This is a genomic window from Rothia sp. HMSC065B04, assembly GCF_001812285.1.
Lineage (GTDB): Bacteria > Actinomycetota > Actinomycetes > Actinomycetales > Micrococcaceae > Rothia > Rothia mucilaginosa.
Window position 1 is genome coordinate 304,159 of sequence record NZ_KV808406.1, and the last position, 23,014, is coordinate 327,172.

Sequence of the window (23,014 nt, forward strand, 5' to 3'; positions counted from 1 at the left end):
ATAGGTACGCCCTCGTAGCTCAGGGGATAGAGCACTTCTCTCCTAAAGAAGGTGTCGGACGTTCGAATCGTCTCGGGGGCACACAGAACCGGTATTCACGCCGGTACGAGAAAACCGCCCGTCGCTTGCATTAGCAGGCGCGGGCGGTTTCTCTGTTTCTGCACGTAACGAGCACTCAAGAAAACACGTTGTTATAGCTGAGACAGGTCAATCTTGCCCATCAGCAGGATTTTCTCGCGAGCGGCCTTATCCGCCATCAGCTCAGCAATATTGTGCGGGACAACCTGCCAAGAAATACCCCAGCGATCTACACACCAGCCGCAACGCTCCGCCTCAGGTATAGCCGAGAGCTGCTCCCAATAGTAATCAATCTCCTCCTGAGTACGGCACGAAAGAACTACCGAAACCCCCGGCGTGAATGTGAAATCGTGGAAAGTGCCGGAATCAGCAGCCGCCATCCAGGTGCCGTGCAGGTTGAAGTCGGTAAACATGACCGCATCTGCCTCAAAGGGGCTACCTTCCGGATAGTGGTACAGGGTACCGCGGCGGGCATCATCAAACATGGAAATCCAGCCGTTGGTGGCTTCCTCTGCATTGCCGTGATTCGTGCCGCCAAACATGAATGAGGGAATGACGAAGGGTCGAGGGTCACCCTCGGGGTTGGTGAGCATCAGCTGCCAGGTCATACCGAAACGATCGCGAACCCAGGCGTAGCGAGGAGAGAACGGGTACTCGCCTAACTCCATGAGTACACCGCCGCCGCTTAGCTTTTCGTAGAGCTCATCAAGGTAGGCGCGCGCCTGATCCTCACCGCCGAACAGGAGTGGGTCAAAGTTTAGGATGCAACTGATGTACTGGTTCGGGACGTACCGGTCATCACCATTAATGAGTGAGAGCTGGAAGCCATGGATGCTTAGAGCCGTCGTAAGTCCGGGCACCTGTTCAACGATAGAAGCATCGCGAAAAACCCTGGTATAGAACTGTGCGGCTTCATCGGCTGAGCCATTGCACCATAGGGCTATTGAGAGGCTCGGAGATAAGGTCTGGGTCATGCGGTCATCCTAGCATGACTATTCTGTGCCACCGGTGTGCCGTTGCCGATTTAGGTTGTGAGGCTGATTGACCGAACGGGTGGGAGCCGCGGAGTAAATGCGGTAGCATGGAATATCGAACGTGTATTCTAGGCAGCGAGGTAGATGATGAGCGACAAGCCCGAACAGCAGAAGCAGCCCTTCACCGAACAGGACGGCCTGTTCGCCGCCGAACTCGTCACCCCCGCAGCACCGGTAGCGGATGATGAGCCGCCCTTCGACCCCTACTACGACGTACCCCCTGCCGAGGACGACTACTACGCCCCTGCCATGGACGCCGCAGTGATGGATGCCCCGGTGATGGAAGCGCCCGCACAGGACGTACCCGCCGCCCTGCCCACCGGCATGCCCGCCTACGGTACCCCTGCTACCAGCGCGCCCGTTCCTGAACCCGGCGCACCCGCAGCCTTCACCGCCGCAGACCCGCTCGGCGACTTCATGCCACCCGCCTACCGCGTCGGCGGCTACGGTGAGGACTTCGACCCCGCTGACCCCTACGGCGAACGCACCCACAGCCTCAACGCCGTGGACCCCGCCTCCCTCACCGCCGGGCTCAATGAACGCCAGGAAGAGGCCGTGCTGCACTCCGGCTCGCCCCTGCTCATCGTCGCGGGTGCCGGCTCCGGCAAGACTCGCGTGCTTACCCACCGCATCGCGTACCTGCTCGCAACCCACCGCGCGACCCCCGGCCAGATTCTCGCCATCACCTTCACCAACAAGGCCGCCGCCGAAATGCGTGAACGTATCGAGGCGCTGGTTGGCCCGCGCGCCAAGCACATGTGGATCTCGACCTTCCACAGCTTCTGCGTGCGCGTGCTGCGCCGTGAGGCCGCCGCCCTCGGGTTGAAGTCCACCTTCACCATCTACGATTCGACCGACTCGCAGCGCCTACTGAGCCTCATCATCAAAGAGCTCAACCTGGACACCAAGAAGTTCACCGCCAAGGCAGTGGGCAACCGCATCTCCGCGCTGAAGAACGAGCTGGTCAGTGCCGAAGCTTATGCATCCCGCGTGGCAAGCGATAACCCGTACGAGAAGACCGTCTCGCAGATTTACACCGTCTACACGCAGCGTCTGCGCGCCGCCAACTCCCTCGACTTTGACGACCTGATCGGCCGCACCGTCTTCCTTCTGAAGAAGTTCCCCGAAATCGCGAACTACTACCGCCGCAAGTTCCGCCACATCCTCGTGGACGAGTACCAGGACACCAACCACGCCCAGTACCAGCTGGTGCGTGAACTGGTCGGCGCCCACACGAAGGCGCCTGCTGACCGCGGCCCCTACCCGGATGCGGTGCCCCCTGCCGAGCTGACCGTGGTGGGTGACTCCGACCAGTCCATTTACGCCTTCCGCGGTGCGGATATCCGCAATATTACGGACTTCGAGAAGGACTACCCGAACGCCCACACCATTCTGCTCGAGCAGAACTACCGCTCCACGCAGAACATCCTCTCGGCGGCGAACGCGGTCATTGAACGCAATCCCGACCGCCGCCCCAAGAAGCTGTGGACCGCCTCCGGCGCGGGTGCGAAGATTATCGGTTACGTCGCCGAATCCGAGCACGCCGAGGCACGCTTCATCACCCGTGAAATTGACCGCCTTGCCGATGAGCACGGCGTGCAGCCCGGTGACGTCGCAATCTTCTACCGCACCAACGCGCAGTCCCGAACCCTCGAGGACATGCTCATGCGTGCCGGCCTGCCCTACCGCGTGGTCGGCGGTACCCGCTTCTACGAGCGTAAGGAAATCAAGGACGCGCTCGCCTACCTGCGCGCCCTGAGCAACCCCGATGACGACGTGAACGTGCGCCGCATCCTGAATGAGCCCAAGCGCGGTATCGGTGCCAAGTCTGAGTCCGTGGTGGCGGAGTACGCGAGTGCGAACCGCATCTCCTTCTACGCCGCCGCACGCCAGGCAGCCGATATTCCCGGCCTGGGTGCCGCCGCGGTGAAGAAGTACGCCGAGTTCGTTCGCCTCATGGACGACCTGGCGCAGATTGCCCGCACCGAACCCGCCGCAACCTGCCTGGAAGCGGTCCTGGAGCAGACCGGGTACCTGGCGGCTCTGCGCGCCTCTAAGGACATTCAGGACGAATCGCGCGTGGAGAACCTCTCCGAGCTACTTGACGCCATGGTCGAGTTCGAGACCGAGAACCCCGGCGCCGACCTGGAGCAGTTCCTCGAACACGTGGCTCTGGTCGCCGACGCCGACTCAATCCCGAACCGCCCCGCCAGCGCGGAGGGTGAGAACGCCTCTGCCGCACAGATTGCGGCCGAAGCCGCTGAGGCGAAGGCGCAGGGCATGGTCACCCTCATGACCCTGCACACCGCCAAGGGCCTGGAGTTCCCCGTGGTGTTCCTGACCGGCATGGAGCACGGCCTGTTCCCGCATCAGCGTGCCCTGACCGATGAGAAGGAAATGAGCGAGGAACGCCGCCTGGCGTACGTGGGTCTGACCCGCGCCATGGAGCGCCTGTACCTGACCCGCTCGGAAACCCGCACCATGTGGGGTAAGAGCCAGTTCAACCCGCCCTCGCCCTTCCTGGAGGAAATCCCGGAGGAGCTGATTGACTGGAAGCGTACCGCCGGTTTTTCGGGCTTTGGCGCCTCCGGTATGGGTGCGTACGGCGCTCGCGGCGGCGGTTCCTATGGCGGCAGCTCCTACGGCAACTCGTACGGTGGCGGCTATTCGGGTGGTTCCCGTTCCGGCTACGGTGGCTATTCGGGCGGCTATGGCTCGGGTGGTTACAGCGTCGGTAGCTCGCGCGGCTCTTACGACCCCTACGAGTCTCGCCCCGTACGCCGTTCCGAGCCGTCCACCGCGGATATTAATGGCTCGGCAAGCTACGGGCTGGCGGCGGCCACCTCGAAGGTGACGAACCGTTCCCGCGTGCACCAGAGCAAGGAAATCCCGACTCTGACGGTCGGCGATACCGTGCGCCACACCAAGTTTGGTGAGGGTCGCGTGCTCGCCGTTGAGGGTAGCGGCGATAAGACCGTGGCGAAGGTCCGCTTCGGTTCGGAAGAGAAGCGCCTGCTGCTGCGTTACGCGCCGCTAGAGAAGGTGAGCTAACGCGTCAGGCGTGCGAACCTGACAACGCCGATGGAGGGGCGGGTACCTGAGGTTCCCGCCCCTCTTTTGTGCGCCGTACCGGGCGTGTTGTCCGCCTGCTGAGAAGGGGACTGGGGCTTTGCAGAGCACGGCGGTAAACGCCGCATTTTCGCCGGTATTTCGCGGCGGATGGGGGAGCGCGAGTTTGGGTTAGTTACCCGGTGCACAGCCTTTGGGTAGAATGTACCCAAAATATTTGTGAGCTGAGTCGCTAAAATCTCAGATTTAGGGTTCCGTGAGTGCGAGCTCACGCCGAATCCGATAGAGTAGAGACGAGAGAAATTCCCCGCGTCAATGATGCGTGTGCGCCGGGTGCGAGAGACACCTATCGCACGTACCGGACACACAGGGGAACCTCCTCTAATGACCAAGCCGAGTGCACCAGTACTCGGCACCACTTCGAAGAAGAAGGACACCTGTGGACCTTTTCGAATACCAGGCGCGCGAGCTCTTCGCAAAGCACGGTGTACCCGTGCTCAAGGGCATTGTTGCGACCACCCCTGAAGAAGCAAAGGCAGCAGCTGAGGAAATTGGCGGCCTGACCGTCATTAAGGCTCAGGTTAAGACCGGCGGCCGCGGTAAGGCTGGCGGCGTTAAGCTCGCAAAGTCCCCCGAAGAAGCTTACGAGCACGCTAAGGCAATTCTCGGCATGGACATCAAGGGCCACACCGTTCACCGCGTGCTGGTCGCTGACGGCGCAGACATCGCCGAAGAATACTACTTCTCCCTCCTGCTGGACCGCGCAAACCGCTCCTACCTGGCAATGTGCTCGGTAGAAGGCGGTATGGAAATTGAGCAGCTCGCTGCTGAGCGCCCCGAGGCACTGGCAAAGATCGAGGTTGACCCGCTGGTTGGCCTGGACCAGGCTAAGGCTGAGGAAATTGCTAAGGCAGCAGGTTTCTCCGCAGAACTGCAGGAGAAGGTTGTTCCCGTTCTCGTCAAGCTGGGCGAAGTCTACACCAAGGAAGACGCAACCCTGGTTGAGGTTAACCCCCTCGTTCTGACCCCCGAGGGCACCATCCTCGCCCTGGACGGCAAGGTCTCCCTGGACGACAACGCAGAATTCCGCCAGCCCGAGCACGAGGCTCTCGTGGACAAGTCCGCTGAGAACCCGCTGGAAGCTAAGGCAAAGCAGTTCGACCTGAACTACGTGAAGCTGGACGGCGAGGTCGGCATCGTTGGTAACGGTGCAGGTCTGGTTATGTCCACCCTGGACGTCGTTGCATACGCTGGTGAGAACCACGGCAACGTCAAGCCCGCAAACTTCCTTGATATTGGTGGCGGCGCGTCCGCTGAGGTTATGGCTGCTGGTCTGGAAATCATTCTGGGCGACGAGCAGGTCAAGAGCGTTTTCGTGAACGTCTTCGGCGGCATCACCGCATGTGACGCAGTGGCAGACGGCATTGTGAAGGCTCTGGAGATTCTGGGCGACGCAGCAACCAAGCCCCTGGTTGTGCGCCTGGACGGCAACAACGTTGCTGAGGGTCGCCGCATCCTCTCCGAGGCGAACCACCCGCTGGTTGTTCTGGCTGAGACCATGGACTCCGGCGCCGACAAGGCAGCAGAGCTCGCTCACAAGGCGTAATCGCCAGCAAAGGATTTCAAGGAAGTAATATGTCTATCTTTGTGAACAAGGACTCCAAGGTCATCGTTCAGGGCATCACCGGTGGCGAGGGTACCAAGCACACCGCACGCATGCTCGCAGCAGGCACCAACATTGTGGGCGGCGTGAACGCTCGCAAGGCTGGTACCACCGTCACCCACAAGGCGAAGGACGGCTCCGACATCGAGCTGGACGTCTTCGGTTCCGTAGCTGAGGCTATGGAGAAGACCGGCGCGAACGTCTCCATCGTCTTCGTTCCCCCGGCCTTCACCAAGGCAGCAGTTCTCGAGGCTATCGAGGCTAAGATCGGCCTCGTCGTCGTCATCACCGAGGGCGTTCCGGTTCAGGACTCCGCAGAGTTCTGGGCAGCTGCTAAGGCATCCGTGGACGAGAACGGCAAGCAGATCACCCGTATCATTGGCCCCAACTGCCCCGGCATCATCTCCCCCGAGGAGTGCCTGGTTGGTATTATCCCGGCGAACATCACCGGCAAGGGCAAGATTGGTCTGGTTTCCAAGTCCGGTACCCTGACCTACCAGCTGATGTACGAACTGTCCGACATTGGTTTCACCACCGCTATCGGTATTGGTGGCGACCCCATCATCGGCACCACCCACATCGACGCTCTGGAAGCTTTCGAAGCTGACCCCGAGACCGAAGCAATCGTCATGATTGGTGAGATCGGTGGTGACGCTGAGGAGCGTGCTGCAGAGTACATCAAGGCAAACGTGACCAAGCCCGTCGTTGGTTACATTGCAGGCTTCACCGCTCCTGAGGGTAAGACCATGGGCCACGCAGGCGCTATTGTCTCCGGTTCCTCCGGTACCGCTCAGGCGAAGAAGGAAGCTCTGGAAGCAGCAGGCGTGAAGGTCGGTAAGACCCCCTCCGAGGCTGCAAACCTGATGCGCGAAATCTTCGCAGCGAAGTAAACAGCATAGTATTGCGGCAGATGCCGGTAGTCCATGAGGCTACCGGCATCTGTGCTTTAACCGGGAACTCAACAGAGACAGTGCCGAAGAACGCCCAGAGGTGCTGGAGGGGAATGCACCGGGGAAAAGAGGAAGGTTGAGCCGCTCCAGCTGCCGAATAGTGCTGGGATTTGAGGATGCTTTTGAGATGTTTGAAACCGGGCGGTAGAACTTACGGAGGAAAGTAAGATTGTGCACATCCGCCCTCATAAGGTGCAGATATAACCTCAACCTTTGTATACTGGAGTGCATTGAGCCTAGTCAGAACCATTCTGAGCGGCTCTAAGAAACACCAAACACTCACAGGAGATCACTACACTCATGACTCAGCCCATCTCTCGCCGCACCATCGCAAAGGCAGGCGTCTGGTCCGCACCCGTCGTCGCAGCCTCCGCAGCAGTACCTGCCTACGCCGCATCCAAGGAAACCCCCGGCGTGCAGTACGGCGTGTACGTCAGCGTGCAGAACAACGGCGGCTACGTCGGCTACGCATCCTCCAACAACACCGGCACCATCAACCCGGCAAGCCCCGAGGCACACTTCACTGCCTCCGGCACCCCCGACTCCGACATCAACTGGGACGACGCAACCTCCAAGCCCAAGAGCGCAACCTACGTCAACGGCGAAGGTAAGTTCACCCCCGTCACCAACTCCCAGACCGGCGCAAACGGCGCATACATGTCCTCCAGCGGCTTCTGGTGGTCCGTACCGACCAAGGACACCGCAACCGGCACCGGCTACATCCCCGGCAGCAGCGTCACCCTCGCAGCTGGCGCAACCTTCGTAACCGAGGTTGAGTACACCGTCGCCGCCAGCGCACAGTCGCTCCTTAAGCTCGGTAAGATCAACGGTCAGGCATGGGCCCCCTCCGGTCGCAAGCTGACCGGTAAGACCACCGAACTGGTAGCCTCCGCAGGCCAGGCAAAGTACCTGTCCGTCGCGCAGACCGCCGGCACCTGGACCGCAGAAGTACCGACCGTCACCAAAAACTCTGACGGCACCTACACCTTCAAGGGTCGTATCGTCTACACCACCAGCAAGGCGTACACCATGAAGCAGTCCGGCACCAAGTACTACAGCCAGACCAACTTCATGCCGGCGCAGCTGCGCTTCCCGGCAAACGACGGCTGGGTTTCGTACAAGCAGACCTCCAGCGTGCAGGTCGCAAACCTGACCTACTCCGGCAACGGCGCGAGCGGTTCGGAGAGCGTTTCCGGTCAGGCCACCACCGCGGAGATTCACCCGTAATAGATCAACCCCTCATGCAGGGTAAGAACATATAGAAAACCCCCGGCGGATACACTGAATGTATCCACCGGGGGATTTCTGCATCCGAATAGTTCTCAAACGCTTGAAAACAAATTCCAGAGCGGCTATATACACTTGTCGAGAGCTTATTGGGGGTGTTGTAACTAGCCGACCGTCGTGCCGAACGCCAGACCCAGCAGGTAGGTCACGAATGCAGCGCCAAAGCCAATTAGAATCTGACGAACACCGCGCTTGAGCGGGGAAGCACCCGAAAGCAGGCCCACCACGCCGCCGGTGAAGCCCAGCGCCGCACCCACAAACAGCAGGGACAACACCATCGCGAACACACCCGACAAGCCAAAGATATACGGCAGAATCGGAACCAACGCACCCGAAGCGAAGAACGCGAACGACGCTGCGGCGGCACCAATATCGGTACCCAAAGCCACATTCTCCTCACGATCCTCTTCCTCGCGGTGAGACAGCGACGGATCGCAGTCACAATCCAGGTAGCCGAAACGCTCCATCGCACGGTGATGCGCCGCGTCCGGCTCCATGCCGCGGGCACGGTAAATGAGCTCCAGCTCGTTCGAATCCAAATCCAAATCGTGCGCAACACGCAGGGTCACCTGGGTCGGCTGGGAGGCATCCAGCAGCTCACGCTGAGAACGCACCGACACGAACTCACCCGCCGCCATCGACAGCGCACCCGCCAGCAGACCCGCAATACCCGACAGCAGAACCATCGAACTGGACGCGCCCGACGCGGTAATACCCATAGTCAGCGCCAGATTCGACACCAAACCGTCGTTAGCGCCAAAGACCGCCGCACGGAAATTACCCGAAAGCTTCTCGCGACCGTTAGTCGCCAGGGCGCGAATAATCTCCTCGTGAATCGCCTCGTCAGCCGCCATTTCCTCGGTGGCGTCCGGGTCCTCAGCGTAGGGGGAGCGGGACTCGGCGCGCTGAGCCATCGCAAGAATAAACACCGAACCGAAGTTCTTCGCCAAGAACTGCAACACCAGAGACTGCATGGACGGGCGCACGTGAACATCCGCGTGTTCGCCGAGCATGTCACGCCAATGCTGCTGGTGACGCTTCTCCGCCTCGGCAACCTGCAGAAGGATCTCGCGGTCGGTACCCTCGGCGCGGCGAGCCAGGTAGCGGTAGATGCGCGCCTCCGACTCTTCATCAGCCAGGTAGCGGCGCCAACGCTTAATCTGCGCGGGGGAGGGGGAAGTAACTGCACTGTGGCGGGTCAGTTCGTGCTCGGTCGCCTCAGCTACGGTCCCTTCAGCCTCGGCCGCGTTAGCCTGAAGCTTCTCGGTCTGCTCGCCGTGCTTGTCTTCGCCGTGCTCGTTTGGGGCGTGCGTGCTCATATCTCTCTTTCCGCCGGGTACGGGCCGCGCCGAGTATCTTTCGGGCGCTCAATCATGTGTTCGATCTGTGTGCTCTGTGTTGATCAGTGAACCACTGTAGAGCACTCCGAACAGAAAATCTAGGACGGCCTAACCCGGTGTTATTGTTCGCCTCAACGTACTTTGTGATACCGCACGGGCGAGGAACGATAGGTGAACTCGACGTCTATCTCGTGCAAAAAACCGGGCGGGTGCACCCTCCGTCAAGGAGAGCGCACCCGCCCGGTTTGTGGCTCTAAAAGATAGCGTCTACATGGCTTGCCGCCATAAGTAGGCTGCAGTTTAGAGGCTACAACTTAGATGGTTGCGGCTTAGATGTTGCCTTCGCCGTTCTCCAGGAATGCGCGGATGAACCACTGGAACTTCTCCAGCTCGGCGGTCTGACCAATCAGCAGGTCCTCGGTGACGGGGTCGGACTCGCCAGCGAATTCAATCGCCTTGCGGTGAGCCTCAATCACGCGGGTGTAGACGTCGTTCAGGGCGCGCAGGTGAGCGGCGACGGGTGCGCGGCCAACTGCGTAGTCCTCGACGGTGCGCTGTGCGACCAGTGCGCCAGCCAGACCGTTGGGGGTTGCGCCCAGGGTTGCCATGCGCTCTGCGATGGCGTCAACGAACTCGCGGACGGTGTCGACCTGGGGGTCAATCATCTCGTGAACGGCGATGAAGCCGGGGCCAGTCACGTTCCAGTGAGCGTGCTTCAGCAGCAGGTGCAGGTCGTTCAGGTCGTGCAGACGTGCCTGGAGAACCTCGGAAATGCCCTTGCCTTCTTCGAGGGTCAGGCCGGGTGCGGTGTAGTTTGCGAATGCCATGATGGTCTCCTTCATGATGCTGTGATGCTTGTGGTTCGGTGGGATCTGTTGCCCCGCCGAATCGTTATTATGAGTAAATCATTTTAAGAAACCGCTGTCAAGGTTATTTTGAGTAATTCGTAATAAATTGTCATCTATGTGTCACACTGCACTTAAAAGCTCCTGCCCAAGCTTGCCTGCCCCAAATGCCTGCGTGGCTCACCGCTCAGGCGCGCACAAAGGGTGGGACGCGCGGTATCTCATATCGCGCATCCCACCCTTTATGGTGAAGCGTATTCAGTTTTCTGCAGGGCTTCCAGCCTTTCTGCAGAGCTTCCCGCGTGTGAATCGGGTGGCTACGCCAGCGCGCGAACCGCCTCCAAGGTCAGCTCCTCATGCTTGAGGCGCACGGTGCCCAGCTCCGCCGGAACCTCCAGCTCGCCCGGCACAACAATGACACGCATACCCGCCGCGGTCGCACTGCGCACGCCCGACGGGGAGTCCTCAAGAGCCACGCACTGAGTCGGATCAACACCCAGACGCTCCGCCGCCAAAAGATAGGGCTGCGGGTTCGGCTTGGGGTGGGTGGTCTCATCATTGCCAATAACCACCGAGAACGTGCCCTCGGGTGCCGCATCCGCGGTGCGGCGAGCCACGGAAGTGGTCGCATTCGTGACGACTGCCGCCGGAATCTGCGCGTCGCGAACCTCCGAGAGGAAGCGCTCAATGCCGGGCAGGAATTCGACCGGCTGCTGCGCCAGGGTTTCGTGCACCTTCGCCACCAGTCGATCGTTAATCTCCTCGTCTGGCAGGTTTACGCCGCGCTCGCGCAGGCGATCCAGGGTGAACTGCATGGATAGGCCCAGGCAGTCGAGGGTGTCCTGCTCGGTCCAGGTGCCGCCAAATTCTGCGGTGAGAGCAACCTTTGCGGCAGCCCATACGGGTTCGGTATCGACGAGGGTTCCGTCGTGGTCGAAGAGAATGGCGGCGGGGAAGGTGTTCGTAGTCGTCATGTCATTAAGCCTACCGGTTTATTTCTGGGGCGAGCGTAGCACGGCGTCCCCAATCGTCACCAAAAAATCCGTACCCGCGTTCTGGGGGTTCTTGGCGATAGTGAGCAGCGCATCGGCAACGTCTTCACGGGCAATCGTCGGAATGCCCGGAGTTCGCTCGACGCTCGCCATATCAAACACCTTCACCCCGCCCTTACCGGGCTTGTCGGTCAGCCTGCCCGGATGAGCACGCGAAATATACGGCTGATATTCGACAACCAGGGCGTCCGCCTTAACCTTGTCGGTAAAAATGCCGCGCATGATGACCTTGCACACCAGGCGCATGGGGAGGGATGCGGTCCGTACCGTATCGCCCACACCGTAGGCGCTCATCAGAACGCAGTGCTTCACGCCTGCGCCCGTGACCGCCTCCATGATGAGAGGCAGGCGCTCCTGCATGAACGTGGAGGAGAGAAATTCTCGCACCGTGGCTTTCTGCCCCAGGATGCTCACCATGACGTCCTGTCCGGAGGATACTGCGGCGAGTCGCTCGGCATCATCTAGAATGCCGGGGGTAATCGTGAGGTTCGGGTGGGTTCCCAGTAGTGTTCGCGCCTTATGGGGGTTGCGCACATAGGCGGTGACGGTGTGCCCCTGTTCTAGTACTTTGCGGGTGAAGAGGTAGCCGGTGCGGCCGGTTGCACCTAGAACCAGTATTTTCATGTGGGTCCCCATTCGTGACTGTGATTGTTGTGGGAGCCCGCAAGCACCCAGCCTCGCAAGTACCCAGTCCGGTCAGTATAACAATGCGGTTTTGACTGGGGCTTTTGTCCGGGGCTTTTGTTTGGGGGTCAGGGGTGTGAGGTGGGGTGAGGTGGGGTGAAAAATATGAAAATTTTTTTGCAGGAGGCTTGCGAAACATAATTGAGTGGAGTAGACTCAAGTTATGTAATGCAGGGGCGCATAGGATAAGCCCCTCGAAATGCGAAAGGAACATCATGGACAACAAGTTCACCACCAAGAGTCAAGAAGTCATCTCGGCGGCAAATACTAATGCTCAAACCGCCGGCAACCCCACTATTGAAACCGCACACATCCTCAAGGCCCTCATGGACCAGCGCGAAGGCGTCGCCGTAGCAGTCCTCAAGGCTGCAGGCCTGGATGTGGACGCTATCTCCGAGGCGGCATCCGCTGAAATCAAGAAGCTGCCGAAGGCATCCGGTGCCTCCGTGCAGAACGCCTCCCTCAGCCGTGCCGCGCTCTCCGCTCTGCAGGCGGCACAGACCCGCGCCCAGGGATTCGGAGATACCTACGTTTCTACCGAAATGATTCTGCTGGGCATTGCCAGCGGAACCGATAGCACCGCTGAAGCAATGCACAAGCTCGGCGCTACCGCAGAGCTCATCGCACAGACCATCCCCAACGTCCGAGGAGACCGCACCGTGGACACCCCCGACCCCGAGGGCACCTTCCAGGCTCTCGAAAAGTACGGCACCGACCTGACCGCCATTGCCCGCGCAGGCAAGCTTGACCCGGTCATCGGCCGCGACTCTGAGATTCGCCGCGTCGTGCAGGTGCTCTCCCGCCGAACCAAGAACAACCCCGTTCTGATTGGTGAGCCCGGCGTCGGTAAGACCGCCGTCGTGGAAGGCCTGGCACAGCGCATGGTTTCCGGCGACGTGCCCGAATCCCTGCGCGGCAAGACCCTCATCAGCCTGGACCTGGGCTCCATGGTTGCAGGCGCAAAGTACCGCGGTGAATTCGAGGAGCGCCTGAAGGCAGTCCTCGAAGAAATCAAGAAGTCCGAGGGCCAGATTGTGACCTTCATCGACGAGATTCACACCGTTGTCGGTGCTGGCGCATCCGAAGGCTCCATGGACGCAGGCAACATGCTCAAGCCCATGCTCGCCCGAGGCGAGTTGCGCCTGATCGGTGCCACCACCCTCGACGAGTACCGCGAGAACATCGAGAAGGACCCCGCCCTGGAGCGCCGCTTCCAGCAGGTGTACGTGGGCGAGCCCAGCGTAGATGACACCATCGGTATTCTGCGCGGTCTGAAGGAACGCTACGAGGCACACCACAAGGTGCAGATTGCTGACTCCGCGCTGGTTGCCGCAGCAACCCTGTCTAACCGCTACATTCCCTCCCGTCAGCTGCCGGACAAGGCAATTGACCTGATTGATGAGGCAGCATCCCGCCTGCGCATGGAAATTGACTCCGCACCGGAGGAAATCGACCAGCTGCGCCGCGCCGTGGACCGCCTCACCATGGAGGAACTGGCACTTGCCGGCGAAACCGACCCCGCATCCGTGGAGCGTCTGGAAGCGTTGCGCAAGGACATGGCTGACAAGAAGGAACAGCTCGACTCCCTCAACGCCCGTTGGGAAGCCGAGAAGGCGAACCTGAACCGCGTGGGTGACCTCAAGACTGAGATTGACGAGCTGCGCTCCCGCGCAGAGGTTGCACAGCGCGAGGGTAACCTCGCCGAGGCATCTCGCCTGCTCTACGGTGAAATTCCCGCGAAGCAGGCTGAGCTGGAAGAAGCACAGCGCGCCGAGGACACCGCCAAGAGCGAGTCCATGGTCTCCGAAGAGGTTACCGCGGACGATATTGCCGAGGTGATCTCCTCCTGGACCGGCATTCCCGCAGGTCGCATGATGCAGGGCGAGTCCGAGAAGCTGCTCGAAATGGAGAAGCGCATCGGTGCCCGCCTTATCGGCCAGGAAGCCGCAGTGGTCGCTGTCTCTGACGCTGTGCGCCGCGCCCGCGCCGGTATTTCCGACCCGAACCGCCCGATTGGTTCCTTCCTGTTCCTGGGCCCGACCGGTGTTGGTAAGACCGAGCTGGCTAAGGCACTGGCTGAGTTCCAGTTCGATGACGAGCGTGCCCTGGTGCGTATCGACATGAGCGAGTACTCCGAGAAGCACACCGTGTCCCGCCTGGTCGGTGCCCCTCCCGGATACGTCGGCCACGAAGAGGGCGGTCAGCTGACCGAGGCTGTACGCCGTCGCCCCTACTCGGTGGTCCTGCTCGACGAGGTCGAGAAGGCACACCCCGAGGTCTTCGACATCCTGCTGCAGGTACTCGATGACGGCCGCCTGACCGACGGCCAGGGCCGCACCGTGGACTTCCGCAACGTCATCCTGATCCTGACCTCGAACCTCGGTTCGCAGTACCTGGTCAACCAGGACCTGCCCTTCGACGAGCGCTCCGAGAAGGCGCTGGAGGTTGTGCACCAGGCATTCCGCCCCGAGTTCCTCAACCGACTGGACGACATCATCATGTTCCAGCCCCTGTCGGCTGAGAACCTGGGCCAGATTGTGGGCCTGCAGATCAAGAGCATGGCTAAGCGTCTGGAGGACCGCCGCCTCACCCTGAACGTCACCCCCGCCGCTCTGGAGTGGCTGGGTAAGACCGGCTACGACCCGGCATTCGGTGCCCGCCCGCTGCGCCGCCTGGTACAGCGCGAGATTGGCGACCGCCTGGCTCGAGGCATCCTCTCCGGTGCAATCCACGACGGCGACACCGTGACCGTGGACGTGAACCCGGACGTTGCCAGCGACGGCCTGTCGGTGACCTCCGAGCGTGAGCAGAAGGCTGAGGACTAAAACTCAACCGGCTGGCTGGACGGAGCCGATTGGCTCGGCGGGCTTAGCCTGTGGCTGAGTTTGCCAGTTCGAAACCATAAGAAATAGGCTGTGGGGTACCCTCGAAATGGAGGGTGCCCCACAGCCGTTTAACGTATTGAGCACATTAAAGTATTGAGCACAGAGCATAGGAGAAGAATGGACCGCTGGACTGACCAACAGAACTTCGCCGCAGCCGGTGAACAGCGCGAAGAAATCGCCTCCGTGCACCGTGCCGCGATCCGCTCCATTCAGCGAGTTGTCTCCGAGAACGCCACCCCGCACGATGAGGAGTACGCTGCCGAAGGTATCGCGCGCCTGCTCAAGGCGGGTAAGGTTCTCGTGCTCACCGGTGCCGGCGTGAGCACCGAATCCGGCATCCCCGACTATCGTGGCCCCGGCGGATCCCTGCACGATCACCGACCCATGACATACCAGGAATTCCGCTACGATGACGCCGCCCGCCAACGCTACTGGGCGCGCTCCTACGTAGGTTGGCGCCGCATGCGCCGCGCCGAACCGAACCGCGCCCACTATGCGCTCGCTGAGCTGGAGCAGTTGGGTGCTATCAGTGGCGTCATCACGCAGAACGTGGACGGCCTGCACGCCCGCGCCGGGAGTTCTAATCTGCTGGCCCTGCATGGCGACCTATCGCGCATCGTCTGCCTGGACTGCGGGCGAGATGAGGGCCGCGAGAGCTTGGATGCGCGCCTGGATGCCGCGAACCCCGGCTACCTGGACCGCTTGGAAGGCCGTGACCTGCGCGTGAACCCCGACGGTGACGTGGAACTGGACGACCGCTACATCCGCGACTTTCAGATGGTGCCCTGCTTGAATTGCGGTTCGACCCGCCTCAAGCCGGACGTGGTGTACTTTGGCGAATCCGTGCCCGCCGAGCGTAAGGCGCGCAAGGACGCCATGCTCGCCGAGTGCTCGGCGCTGCTGGTGGTCGGCTCTTCGGTGGCGGTTATGAGCAGCTACAAGATTGTGCTGGAGGCTCTGCGCGCCGGCAAGCCGGTCGCCGTCATCAATGGCGGTCCGGGTCGTGCGGATGCGAAAGCAACCTACCTGTGGCGCAGCGGCGTGGGTGAGGCACTGGAACTCATGCTCGACGCCGTTGACGTTTAAGGTTGCAGGGAGCGTTGCCGGGAATGTTGCAGAGGTCTAGACGGCGCTGTTTCTGCAGTGAATGCTGTTTCTCTGGCGAATTTTGCCGCGCGTGCACTGACCCAAAGTTAAGTGCACGAAAGTGCTATTTTGTGTTGCAAGTCATTGCAAATAGCCCCTGGACAGGCGGATACACCCATCGTGCGGGGATAAAATGATGGGATGGACATTCGACACACTATCACTCGCTTCGGTGCCACCGCCCTGATCGGCTGCGGTCTGGCGGTCACCGCAATCCCCGCAACGTTCGCTCAGAACGGTGAAGAGTCCGTCACCCACGTCTACTCCGACAAGGCGACTTCCCACATCTCTGAGGTCTGGTACAAGGGCGAAACCCTGAAGATTACCGGCGAAGGCTTCCTGACTCAGGACGGCACCTCCGGCTCCGTCATCGCTATCAAGCTGAACAAGGGCTCCGTCAAGATTGACGGCAAGGACTACCTGGAAGTTCAGGCTGACGAGAAGGGCAACTTCTCCGTTTCCATTCCCTGGCAGAACGACCTGGATGAGCGTATCTCCGTGGACGTCTACCTGCTCTCCGGCTCCCTGAAGGACAACGACACCGCTCGCGGCGGCAAGGCTGCGACCGTGAAGATTGAGGCTCGTTCCGTTCAGGAAGCAACCCCCTCCGCTACCGCTTCGGTGAGCCCTTCGGCAACCGCTTCTGCTTCGGCTTCCGTGGTGGCTACCCCCTCCGCTTCTGTTGCGCCCTCCGCATCTGCGACTCCTTCGGCTTCGGCTACCGCCGCTGATGAGGTTGTTGCCTCCGTGGATGCAAAGATCAAGGACCGCGCCGATGAGAAGGCGTCCGCTACCGCTTCGGTGAGCCCCTCGGCTACCGCGTCGGCTTCCGCTTCTGTGGTTGCAACCCCCTCTGCTTCGGCTTCTGCTTCCGCATCGGCTTCCGCTTCGGCCACTACTGAGCAGAACGCACCTGTAGCGAACGAAGCGAAGGATCAGCTGGGTGATTCCACCTCCGCTACCGAGCAGGTGACCGCTTCGGCTGAGAGCACCCGCTTCGCGAACTGCGCAGAGGTTGCGGCTGCTGGCCTGGCGCCCATTCACGAAAGCCACCCGGACTTCCGTAAGAAGTTCGATAATGACAAGAATGATTGGGGCTGCGAGGTCATTAACAGCGAGGTGACCGACGGTTCCTCCTCCAACAGCTCCTCGGGTTCTTCTTCCCGTAACTCGGGCGGCCTGGACAACCTGGGCGGCGACTCCTCCTCTTCGAGCAGCTACACTTCGAGCCGTGCTCAGCGCTCTTCCCTGGCTAACACCGGTGCTTCTAACGCCTTCACCATTGCCGGTATGGGTCTGGTAGCTCTGGGTCTGGGCGTTGCTGGCGTGACCGCTGTGCGTAACCGCAAGAACTCCTAAAACTATCGTCACCGCCCGGTGCGGTGCGTGAGAGTCCCCTCTCCTGAACGCTTTTGAATGTTCGGCGGAGGGGATTCTTGCGTTTAACGGGGTGGTTTTTGTTGGCGTGTTGTGTCGGTGGGATGGCGCATGTACTTGCTGGTTTCTTCAAGTCTCAATTGAGACTTTAGGGGTGCACGGCGGTGCAAAAGGTCTCTATGGTTCAACCATGCCTTCAATAAACCTTCAAGAAAACCCCGGTTTGTGAGTCAGGTCATGGCAAATTGGCGTCTTGGGAGCCGGTATCCCAAGCTTCGCTCGTTAGAATGGGGGGCATGAACATTCGAAACAACATCGCACGCATCGGTGCCACCGCTCTGATTGGCTGTGGCCTCATTGCTACTTCCGTTCCCGCAACCTTCGCTGTTGAAGGCGCGCCTCAGACTGTCTACACCTACGCAGACTCTGCACAGTTCATTGCCCCCGACACCTGGTATGAGGGTCAGGGCCTGAACATTGGTGGCGAGGGCTTCAAGACCGCTGACGGCACCTCCGGCTCCGTTCTGGCTCTGAAGCTGAACAAGGGCGCCGTTAAGATTAACGGCCAGGACTACCTGGAAATCCACGCTGATAGCGATGGTAACTTCTCCGCCACCATCCCCTGGCAGGAAGAGCTGCACGGCAGCGTTTCCGTTGACATTTACCTGCTGTCCGGCTCCCTGAAGGACGGCGACGTTCCCCGTGGCGGCAAGGCAGCTACCGTGACCATTAAGGTCGCAGAGCAGCCCACCCCCGAGCCCACTCTGGACCCGACTCCGGAACCCACCCAGGATCCGACCCCCGAGCCGTCCAAGGACGCAACTGCTGAGCCGACCACCGAGGCTCCCAAGCCTGCTGACGAGACCTCCGCACCCGCCGTTGAGGAGGCTAAGGAAACCAAGCCCGCTGAGGATCAGAAGCCTGCCGAAGAGCAGAAGTCTGATGAGCAGAAGTCTGAGCAGGGCTCCGACTCCTCCGCAAAGGATGAGAAGACCTACAAGTACCAGAACTGTGCTGACGTGTGGGCAGACCGTGGCGGCCCCATTTACAAGGGTGATCCCGAATTCCGTGAGAAGTTCGACGCTGACGGTGACAATAAGGGCTGTGACGAGGACCCCAACTATGAGAATAAGGCTGACTCTAAGGGCTCTTCTAGCGGATCTGGAAAGTCTCGTTACCCGAACTGCGCTGATGTGTGGGCAGACCGTGGCGGCCCCATCTACAAGGGTGATCCCGACTTCCTGGAGAAGTTCGACGCCGACGGTGACGGTATTGGTTGCGAGTTGCGTCCCGACTACCAGAACTCCGACAGCGTTTCGCTGAGCTCCGGCTCCGGTGACAACCTGGACTCCGGTTCCTCGAACGCATCCTCCAAGAGCTCTTCTTCCCTGGCTAAGACCGGTGCATCCGGTGCGATGACCGCTGCTGGTCTGGGTCTGATTGCTCTGGGTGCTGGTGGCGCGACCATCGTGGCAACCCGCATGCGCAAGAAGGCATAATAACGCCTAGTCGCTAAGCTTTTAGCTACTTTTATGGGCTCCCTCCATATCGGAGGGGGCCCATTTTTTGTGCCTTTTGAGGCTGTGGGGGATGCTCCGTCAAGGACGCGAGAAAAGAGAAAAATTACGATTGAATAGCGCCACGATAAGGGTATTTATTAGAGACATATAACACTTATCTCTAAGTTAAGGGCAACACAGGGTAAACACAGGCTTGCACGGGAATCTAGATACTACAAAGAACGCACAGCCCGAAGCTGATGAACAGACAGCAAAGAGCACCGCGAACATCACGACACGATATCTGGAGCACCCAATGACTATTCTGACCATGGCGATTGCCGATGCCATAGCCATCGCAGCTCTCTGCACCCTCTACATGGTGCGGCACCGCAACCGCGAACTGATGATTTCCTACGCGGTCATCAACGCCGGCATCTTCACCGTCTCGGTGGCGCTGGTATCCGCCGGATCGAACGCATCCGCTATGGGTATGGGCCTCTTCGGTGTCCTGTCGATTATCCGATTGCGATCCACCGCCCTGAGCCAGCGCGAGGTGGGTTACTACTTCGTAGCTCTCTCGGTCGGCATGATCGCAGGTGTGAACATTAGCCCGGCGTACATCGCCTTCGGCCTCATGGCTACCCTGGTCGGCCTCATCGCGATTCTCGACTCGCGCAGCACCCCGGTCTCTACCGATCAGACTCAGACCGTCACCGCCGATCGTGCGATCAGCGATGAGGAAGAGCTCAAGGTATACCTGAGCGCTCGCCTGGGTTACACCGTCATCTCGGCGAAGATCACCGAGCTGGACATGGTGAACAACCTGACCCGCGCCACCGTCACCTACCAGCCCAAGGAAACCACCGAGGGCGGCATCCCTGCGGCAGTGGAGGCGGCTCAGCCTGTAGCCGCTCAGACGGTAGCATCGCAGGCTCCTGCGGCTTACCCGGCAGCACCTCAGGTTCCCACCGCCGAGGCGCACACCACCCTGGACACCCGGATGGTTCCGCTCCAGCGCACCCCGGTAGGCAAGTAAGACCAGCCGGTATAAAAGCCTCCGATTCACTCTAACTGCACAAACATCTCCGATACCCACGACACGCCGCCCCCAGCGCACAGCACGCAGGGACGGCGCCCCAGAAGGACGAAGACCCATGACTAACGCAGCCGCAAACATCATCCCCGCAGAGTGGAAGAGCATCAGCCTCGAAGCCATGAACGAGAAGGCAGCCATGCAGACCCGCGTGGACCGCAAGTACATTGTCGACGCAGAAACGGCCGCCAAGGTACTCTCCACGCTCGGCGCAGATGCCTCCGTCATGGAAATCGATGGCCAGCGCGACTTCGCCTACGACTCGGTCTACTTCGACACCCCGCAGATGCAGAGCTACCACTCGGCAGCCTACAGCCGCGATGACACCTTCAAGATTCGTACCCGTAGCTACCTGGACTCGGAGCTGACCTTCCTGGAGGTCAAGACCGACGGTGAGCAGGATATGACCGTCAAGAAGCGTATCCCGTACACCTTCGAGAACCGCGATACGCTTACCGCGGAAGGTTACGAGTACATCACCGCAGCACTCGGCGATATTCTCGCCGGCCCCGTGCACAAGCTGGAGGCGGTTCTGACCACCGGCTACCGCCGTACCACGGTCTTCCTGCCGCAGAGCGAGAAGAACCCGGTCGCCTCCCGTATGACCGTAGATAACGCCCTGACCTGGACCCCTCTGTCCGAGAACATCCTCATGGCGGGCGTGAACTACCGTAACTTCCACGGCAACCTGGTTGGCACCACCTACGGCCTGCCGAACGCGGTCATCATCGAAACCAAGTCCGGCGTGGAGCCTTCCGTGGCAGATCAGCACCTCTGGGATGCGGGCATCACCCCCGCGAAGATTTCCAAGTTTGCAACCGGTATGGCGGCGTTGAACCCGCAGCTGGCAAGCAACAAGTGGGAAGAAACCCTGAAGAACTGGATGCACCTGGAACCGGTTGAGGGCACCCGCCTGAACGTGGATGACATGACCGAAGAGGACTACCAGAAGCTGCTGACCGAGCGTTTCGCAGCTGCCTAAAACGGCAATCTGGCTAAAACGGCAATCTGGGATGCGCGGGTAGGGTAGTGCACCTACCTTACCCGCACCCCCAGCCCCTCATCTATACCCCCGAACCAAGCACAACATCGGCTTTATTCGCCCCACACAGGCAATAACCGCTCTCACACATATTTACATTTCACATACGTCTTACCCCTGTGGCGCTGGCTCTACGCGAGTGGTCACCCAAACACAAAGGAAAACCCGTGAAAAAGAGCAATATGATTAAGAGCGCAACCTCCATTACCCTCCTGGCAGCCTTGGCGTTGACCGGCTGCTCGGCAACCTCGGCATCGAATGCCAGCGCATCGAGTGCAATCAGTACCTCCGCTTCGAGCACTTCGGGCACCACGTCGAAGGTGGCAGACTCCTTCTCCACCGACGTGAAGAGTGGCGCGAAGCTCGCCGAGGACACCCACTACTCCGCGAAGGATCTGACCTGGGATTCCTCTAGCGAAGTTACTATCGATCTTTCTAACCCGACCGCGACCGACGGTGTGACCGTCAGCGACGGCGTCATCACCATCACCAAGGCGGGTAACTACAAGCTCACCGGCACCTACGAGGGCCAGATCAAGGTTGAGGCAGCCGACAGTGACATGGTCCGCCTGATTCTGAACAACGCGACGATCACCAACTCCACCGGTGCTGCTATCAACGTTGTTGAGGCGGACGAGGTCGTTATCTACACCGCCTCGGGTACCACCAACACCGTCTCTGACGGCTCCTCCTACTCGGATACCGCCAGCTGTAGCCCCGACGCAGCTATCTACTCCAAGAGTGACCTGACCCTGGCGGGCGAAGGTACCCTGAAGGTTGAAGGTAAGTACGAAGAGGGTATCCACACCTCTGACGGCCTGGTCATTGCCTCCGGCACCCTGGAAGTGAACGCGGCAAACACCGGCATCAAGGGTAAGGACTACGTCGATATCTTGGACGGCACCATCACCGTGACCGCCACCAAGGACGGCATCAAGGCAACCAATGACACCGACGGCAACCGCGGCTGGGTACGCCTGAGCGGCGGTACCGTGAACATCTCTGCAGGTGATGACGGCTTCAAGGCCGAGCGCGTGCTGGAGATTTCGGGCGGTACCCTGAACATTACCCAGGCGAACGAGGGTATCGAGGCGCAGTACATCAACATCCTGGACGGCACCGTGAACGTGACCAGCTCCGATGACGGTATCAACGCCTCGTACAGCACCACCAGCACTAGCTCGACCGGTACTGAGTCGGCTTCGACCTCTACCACGCAGACTACCCAGACCGCACAGGGCGGTCAGGCTGGTCAGGCTCCGGCAGGCGGTCAGGCTCCCTCGGGCACTATGGGTCAGCCCCCGGCTGGCGGTGGCGCAGGTGGCGGTATGGGCGGTGGCGGCGGCACCTTCGAGGTCGTCGACGCAACCATCAACATCTCCGGCGGTACGGTCACCGTGAACGCGAACGGCGATGGCATCGACTCCAACGGTACGGCAACCCTCTCCGGTGGCACCGTGATTGTCAACGGCCCCTTCACTGGTGGTAACACCTCCCTGGATACCAATGGCGACCTGCTGCTCAACGGCGCGACCGTGACCGCGGCTAACTCCGGTGACATGTTCGAGGCGCCCTCGACCAACTCCACCAGCGGCTACGTGAAGATCAGCAACGTATCGAACCTGAGTGCCGGCACCACCGTACAGGTGACCGACTCCTCCGGTAACGTGGTGGCGAACTACAAGGTGGCTAACTCCAGCACCACACTGATCCTGGTCTCCAGCTCCAAGATCACCAAGGGCGAGAGCTACACCGTGTACACCACCACCGATAGCGTGGATGCCTCCAGCACCACCCTGGCTTCTAACGCCACCTCGCTGGGCTCCTTCACTGCAAGCTAAGCGGCAGGAGTGCCCCTCAAGCTCCGTGCTGGATGTCATGACCGGCACGGTACCCTCTCCGACCCCGGTCTTGTGAGTGAGCCGGAGGCAGAGACACCCGCCCCGCATCGGATGTAGTGATATATC

Annotated in this window: 16 protein-coding genes and 1 tRNA gene; 12 read left to right on the forward strand and 5 right to left on the reverse strand. The window is 60.5% G+C overall.

Annotation, left to right across the window (positions count from 1 at the left end):
- Nucleotides 1-8: 8 nt before the first annotated feature.
- Nucleotides 9-81 (forward strand) — tRNA-Arg (locus HMPREF2845_RS01365).
- 110 nt (nucleotides 82-191) lie between these two features.
- Here the strand turns inward: HMPREF2845_RS01365 and HMPREF2845_RS01370 are convergent.
- Nucleotides 192-1,052 carry a VOC family protein gene (locus tag HMPREF2845_RS01370; RefSeq protein WP_070633697.1) on the reverse strand — a complete coding sequence of 287 codons (861 nt, stop codon included), beginning with the start codon at nucleotides 1,050-1,052 and terminating at the stop codon, nucleotides 192-194.
- A gap of 144 nt (nucleotides 1,053-1,196) precedes the next feature.
- Between HMPREF2845_RS01370 and HMPREF2845_RS01375 the strand changes: the two genes are divergently transcribed.
- The 4 genes from HMPREF2845_RS01375 to HMPREF2845_RS01390 all read left to right on the forward strand — a co-directional run bounded on the left by HMPREF2845_RS01375 (nucleotide 1,197) and on the right by HMPREF2845_RS01390 (nucleotide 8,021).
- Nucleotides 1,197-4,163 carry a UvrD-helicase domain-containing protein gene (locus HMPREF2845_RS01375; RefSeq protein WP_070633698.1) on the forward strand — a complete coding sequence of 989 codons (2,967 nt, stop codon included), beginning with the start codon at nucleotides 1,197-1,199 and terminating at the stop codon, nucleotides 4,161-4,163.
- A 457-nt stretch (nucleotides 4,164-4,620) separates the two neighbouring features.
- Entirely contained in the window at nucleotides 4,621-5,787 is a 1,167-nt protein-coding gene (sucC, locus tag HMPREF2845_RS01380; RefSeq protein WP_005504561.1) for an ADP-forming succinate--CoA ligase subunit beta, read from the forward strand.
- 29 nt (nucleotides 5,788-5,816) lie between these two features.
- The gene (sucD, locus tag HMPREF2845_RS01385; protein ID WP_049340934.1) at nucleotides 5,817-6,734 is read left to right on the forward strand and encodes a succinate--CoA ligase subunit alpha; all 918 of its coding nucleotides are present in this window, start codon (nucleotides 5,817-5,819) and stop codon (nucleotides 6,732-6,734) included.
- Between the two features lie 360 nt (nucleotides 6,735-7,094).
- Nucleotides 7,095-8,021 (forward strand): hypothetical protein, encoded by a 927-nt coding sequence (locus tag HMPREF2845_RS01390; RefSeq protein WP_049340935.1) that lies wholly within the window; start codon nucleotides 7,095-7,097, stop codon nucleotides 8,019-8,021.
- Nucleotides 8,022-8,185: 164 nt separating this feature from the next.
- Here the strand turns inward: HMPREF2845_RS01390 and HMPREF2845_RS01395 are convergent, their stop codons facing one another.
- The 4 genes from HMPREF2845_RS01395 to HMPREF2845_RS01410 form a co-directional block, all read right to left on the reverse strand.
- A complete protein-coding gene (locus HMPREF2845_RS01395; RefSeq protein WP_049346090.1) occupies nucleotides 8,186-9,400 on the reverse strand; it encodes a VIT1/CCC1 transporter family protein in 1,215 nt (404 codons plus the stop codon).
- Between the two features lie 350 nt (nucleotides 9,401-9,750).
- Entirely contained in the window at nucleotides 9,751-10,248 is a 498-nt protein-coding gene (locus tag HMPREF2845_RS01400; protein WP_049346089.1) for a Dps family protein, read from the reverse strand.
- Nucleotides 10,249-10,583: 335 nt separating this feature from the next.
- The gene (locus tag HMPREF2845_RS01405) at nucleotides 10,584-11,240 is read right to left on the reverse strand and encodes an HAD family hydrolase (protein WP_070633699.1); all 657 of its coding nucleotides are present in this window, start codon (nucleotides 11,238-11,240) and stop codon (nucleotides 10,584-10,586) included.
- An 18-nt stretch (nucleotides 11,241-11,258) separates the two neighbouring features.
- Complete coding sequence (locus HMPREF2845_RS01410) at nucleotides 11,259-11,942, reverse strand: NAD(P)-dependent oxidoreductase (protein ID WP_070633700.1); 684 nt, start codon at nucleotides 11,940-11,942, stop codon at nucleotides 11,259-11,261.
- Between the two features lie 275 nt (nucleotides 11,943-12,217).
- On the opposite strand from HMPREF2845_RS01410, the gene clpB reads away from it, so the two are divergent.
- From clpB to HMPREF2845_RS01445, 7 genes are all read left to right on the forward strand, one after another.
- Nucleotides 12,218-14,827 (forward strand): ATP-dependent chaperone ClpB, encoded by a 2,610-nt coding sequence (clpB, locus tag HMPREF2845_RS01415; RefSeq protein WP_070633701.1) that lies wholly within the window; start codon nucleotides 12,218-12,220, stop codon nucleotides 14,825-14,827.
- 177 nt (nucleotides 14,828-15,004) lie between these two features.
- Nucleotides 15,005-15,973, forward strand: coding sequence for a Sir2 family NAD-dependent protein deacetylase (locus HMPREF2845_RS01420; RefSeq protein ID WP_049348925.1), 969 nt, complete (start codon nucleotides 15,005-15,007; stop codon nucleotides 15,971-15,973).
- Nucleotides 15,974-16,174: 201 nt separating this feature from the next.
- Nucleotides 16,175-17,392, forward strand: coding sequence for an excalibur calcium-binding domain-containing protein (locus tag HMPREF2845_RS01425; protein WP_070633702.1), 1,218 nt, complete (start codon nucleotides 16,175-16,177; stop codon nucleotides 17,390-17,392).
- A gap of 314 nt (nucleotides 17,393-17,706) precedes the next feature.
- Nucleotides 17,707-18,909: an excalibur calcium-binding domain-containing protein gene (locus HMPREF2845_RS01430; protein WP_070633703.1), complete on the forward strand. Its 1,203-nt coding sequence runs from the start codon at nucleotides 17,707-17,709 to the stop codon at nucleotides 18,907-18,909.
- A 316-nt stretch (nucleotides 18,910-19,225) separates the two neighbouring features.
- A complete protein-coding gene (locus tag HMPREF2845_RS01435) occupies nucleotides 19,226-19,948 on the forward strand; it encodes a DUF4956 domain-containing protein (RefSeq protein WP_070633704.1) in 723 nt (240 codons plus the stop codon).
- Between the two features lie 118 nt (nucleotides 19,949-20,066).
- Nucleotides 20,067-20,987, forward strand: coding sequence for a polyphosphate polymerase domain-containing protein (locus HMPREF2845_RS01440; protein ID WP_070633705.1), 921 nt, complete (start codon nucleotides 20,067-20,069; stop codon nucleotides 20,985-20,987).
- Between the two features lie 227 nt (nucleotides 20,988-21,214).
- Nucleotides 21,215-22,888 carry a carbohydrate-binding domain-containing protein gene (locus tag HMPREF2845_RS01445; protein ID WP_070633706.1) on the forward strand — a complete coding sequence of 558 codons (1,674 nt, stop codon included), beginning with the start codon at nucleotides 21,215-21,217 and terminating at the stop codon, nucleotides 22,886-22,888.
- Nucleotides 22,889-23,014 lie beyond the last annotated feature (126 nt).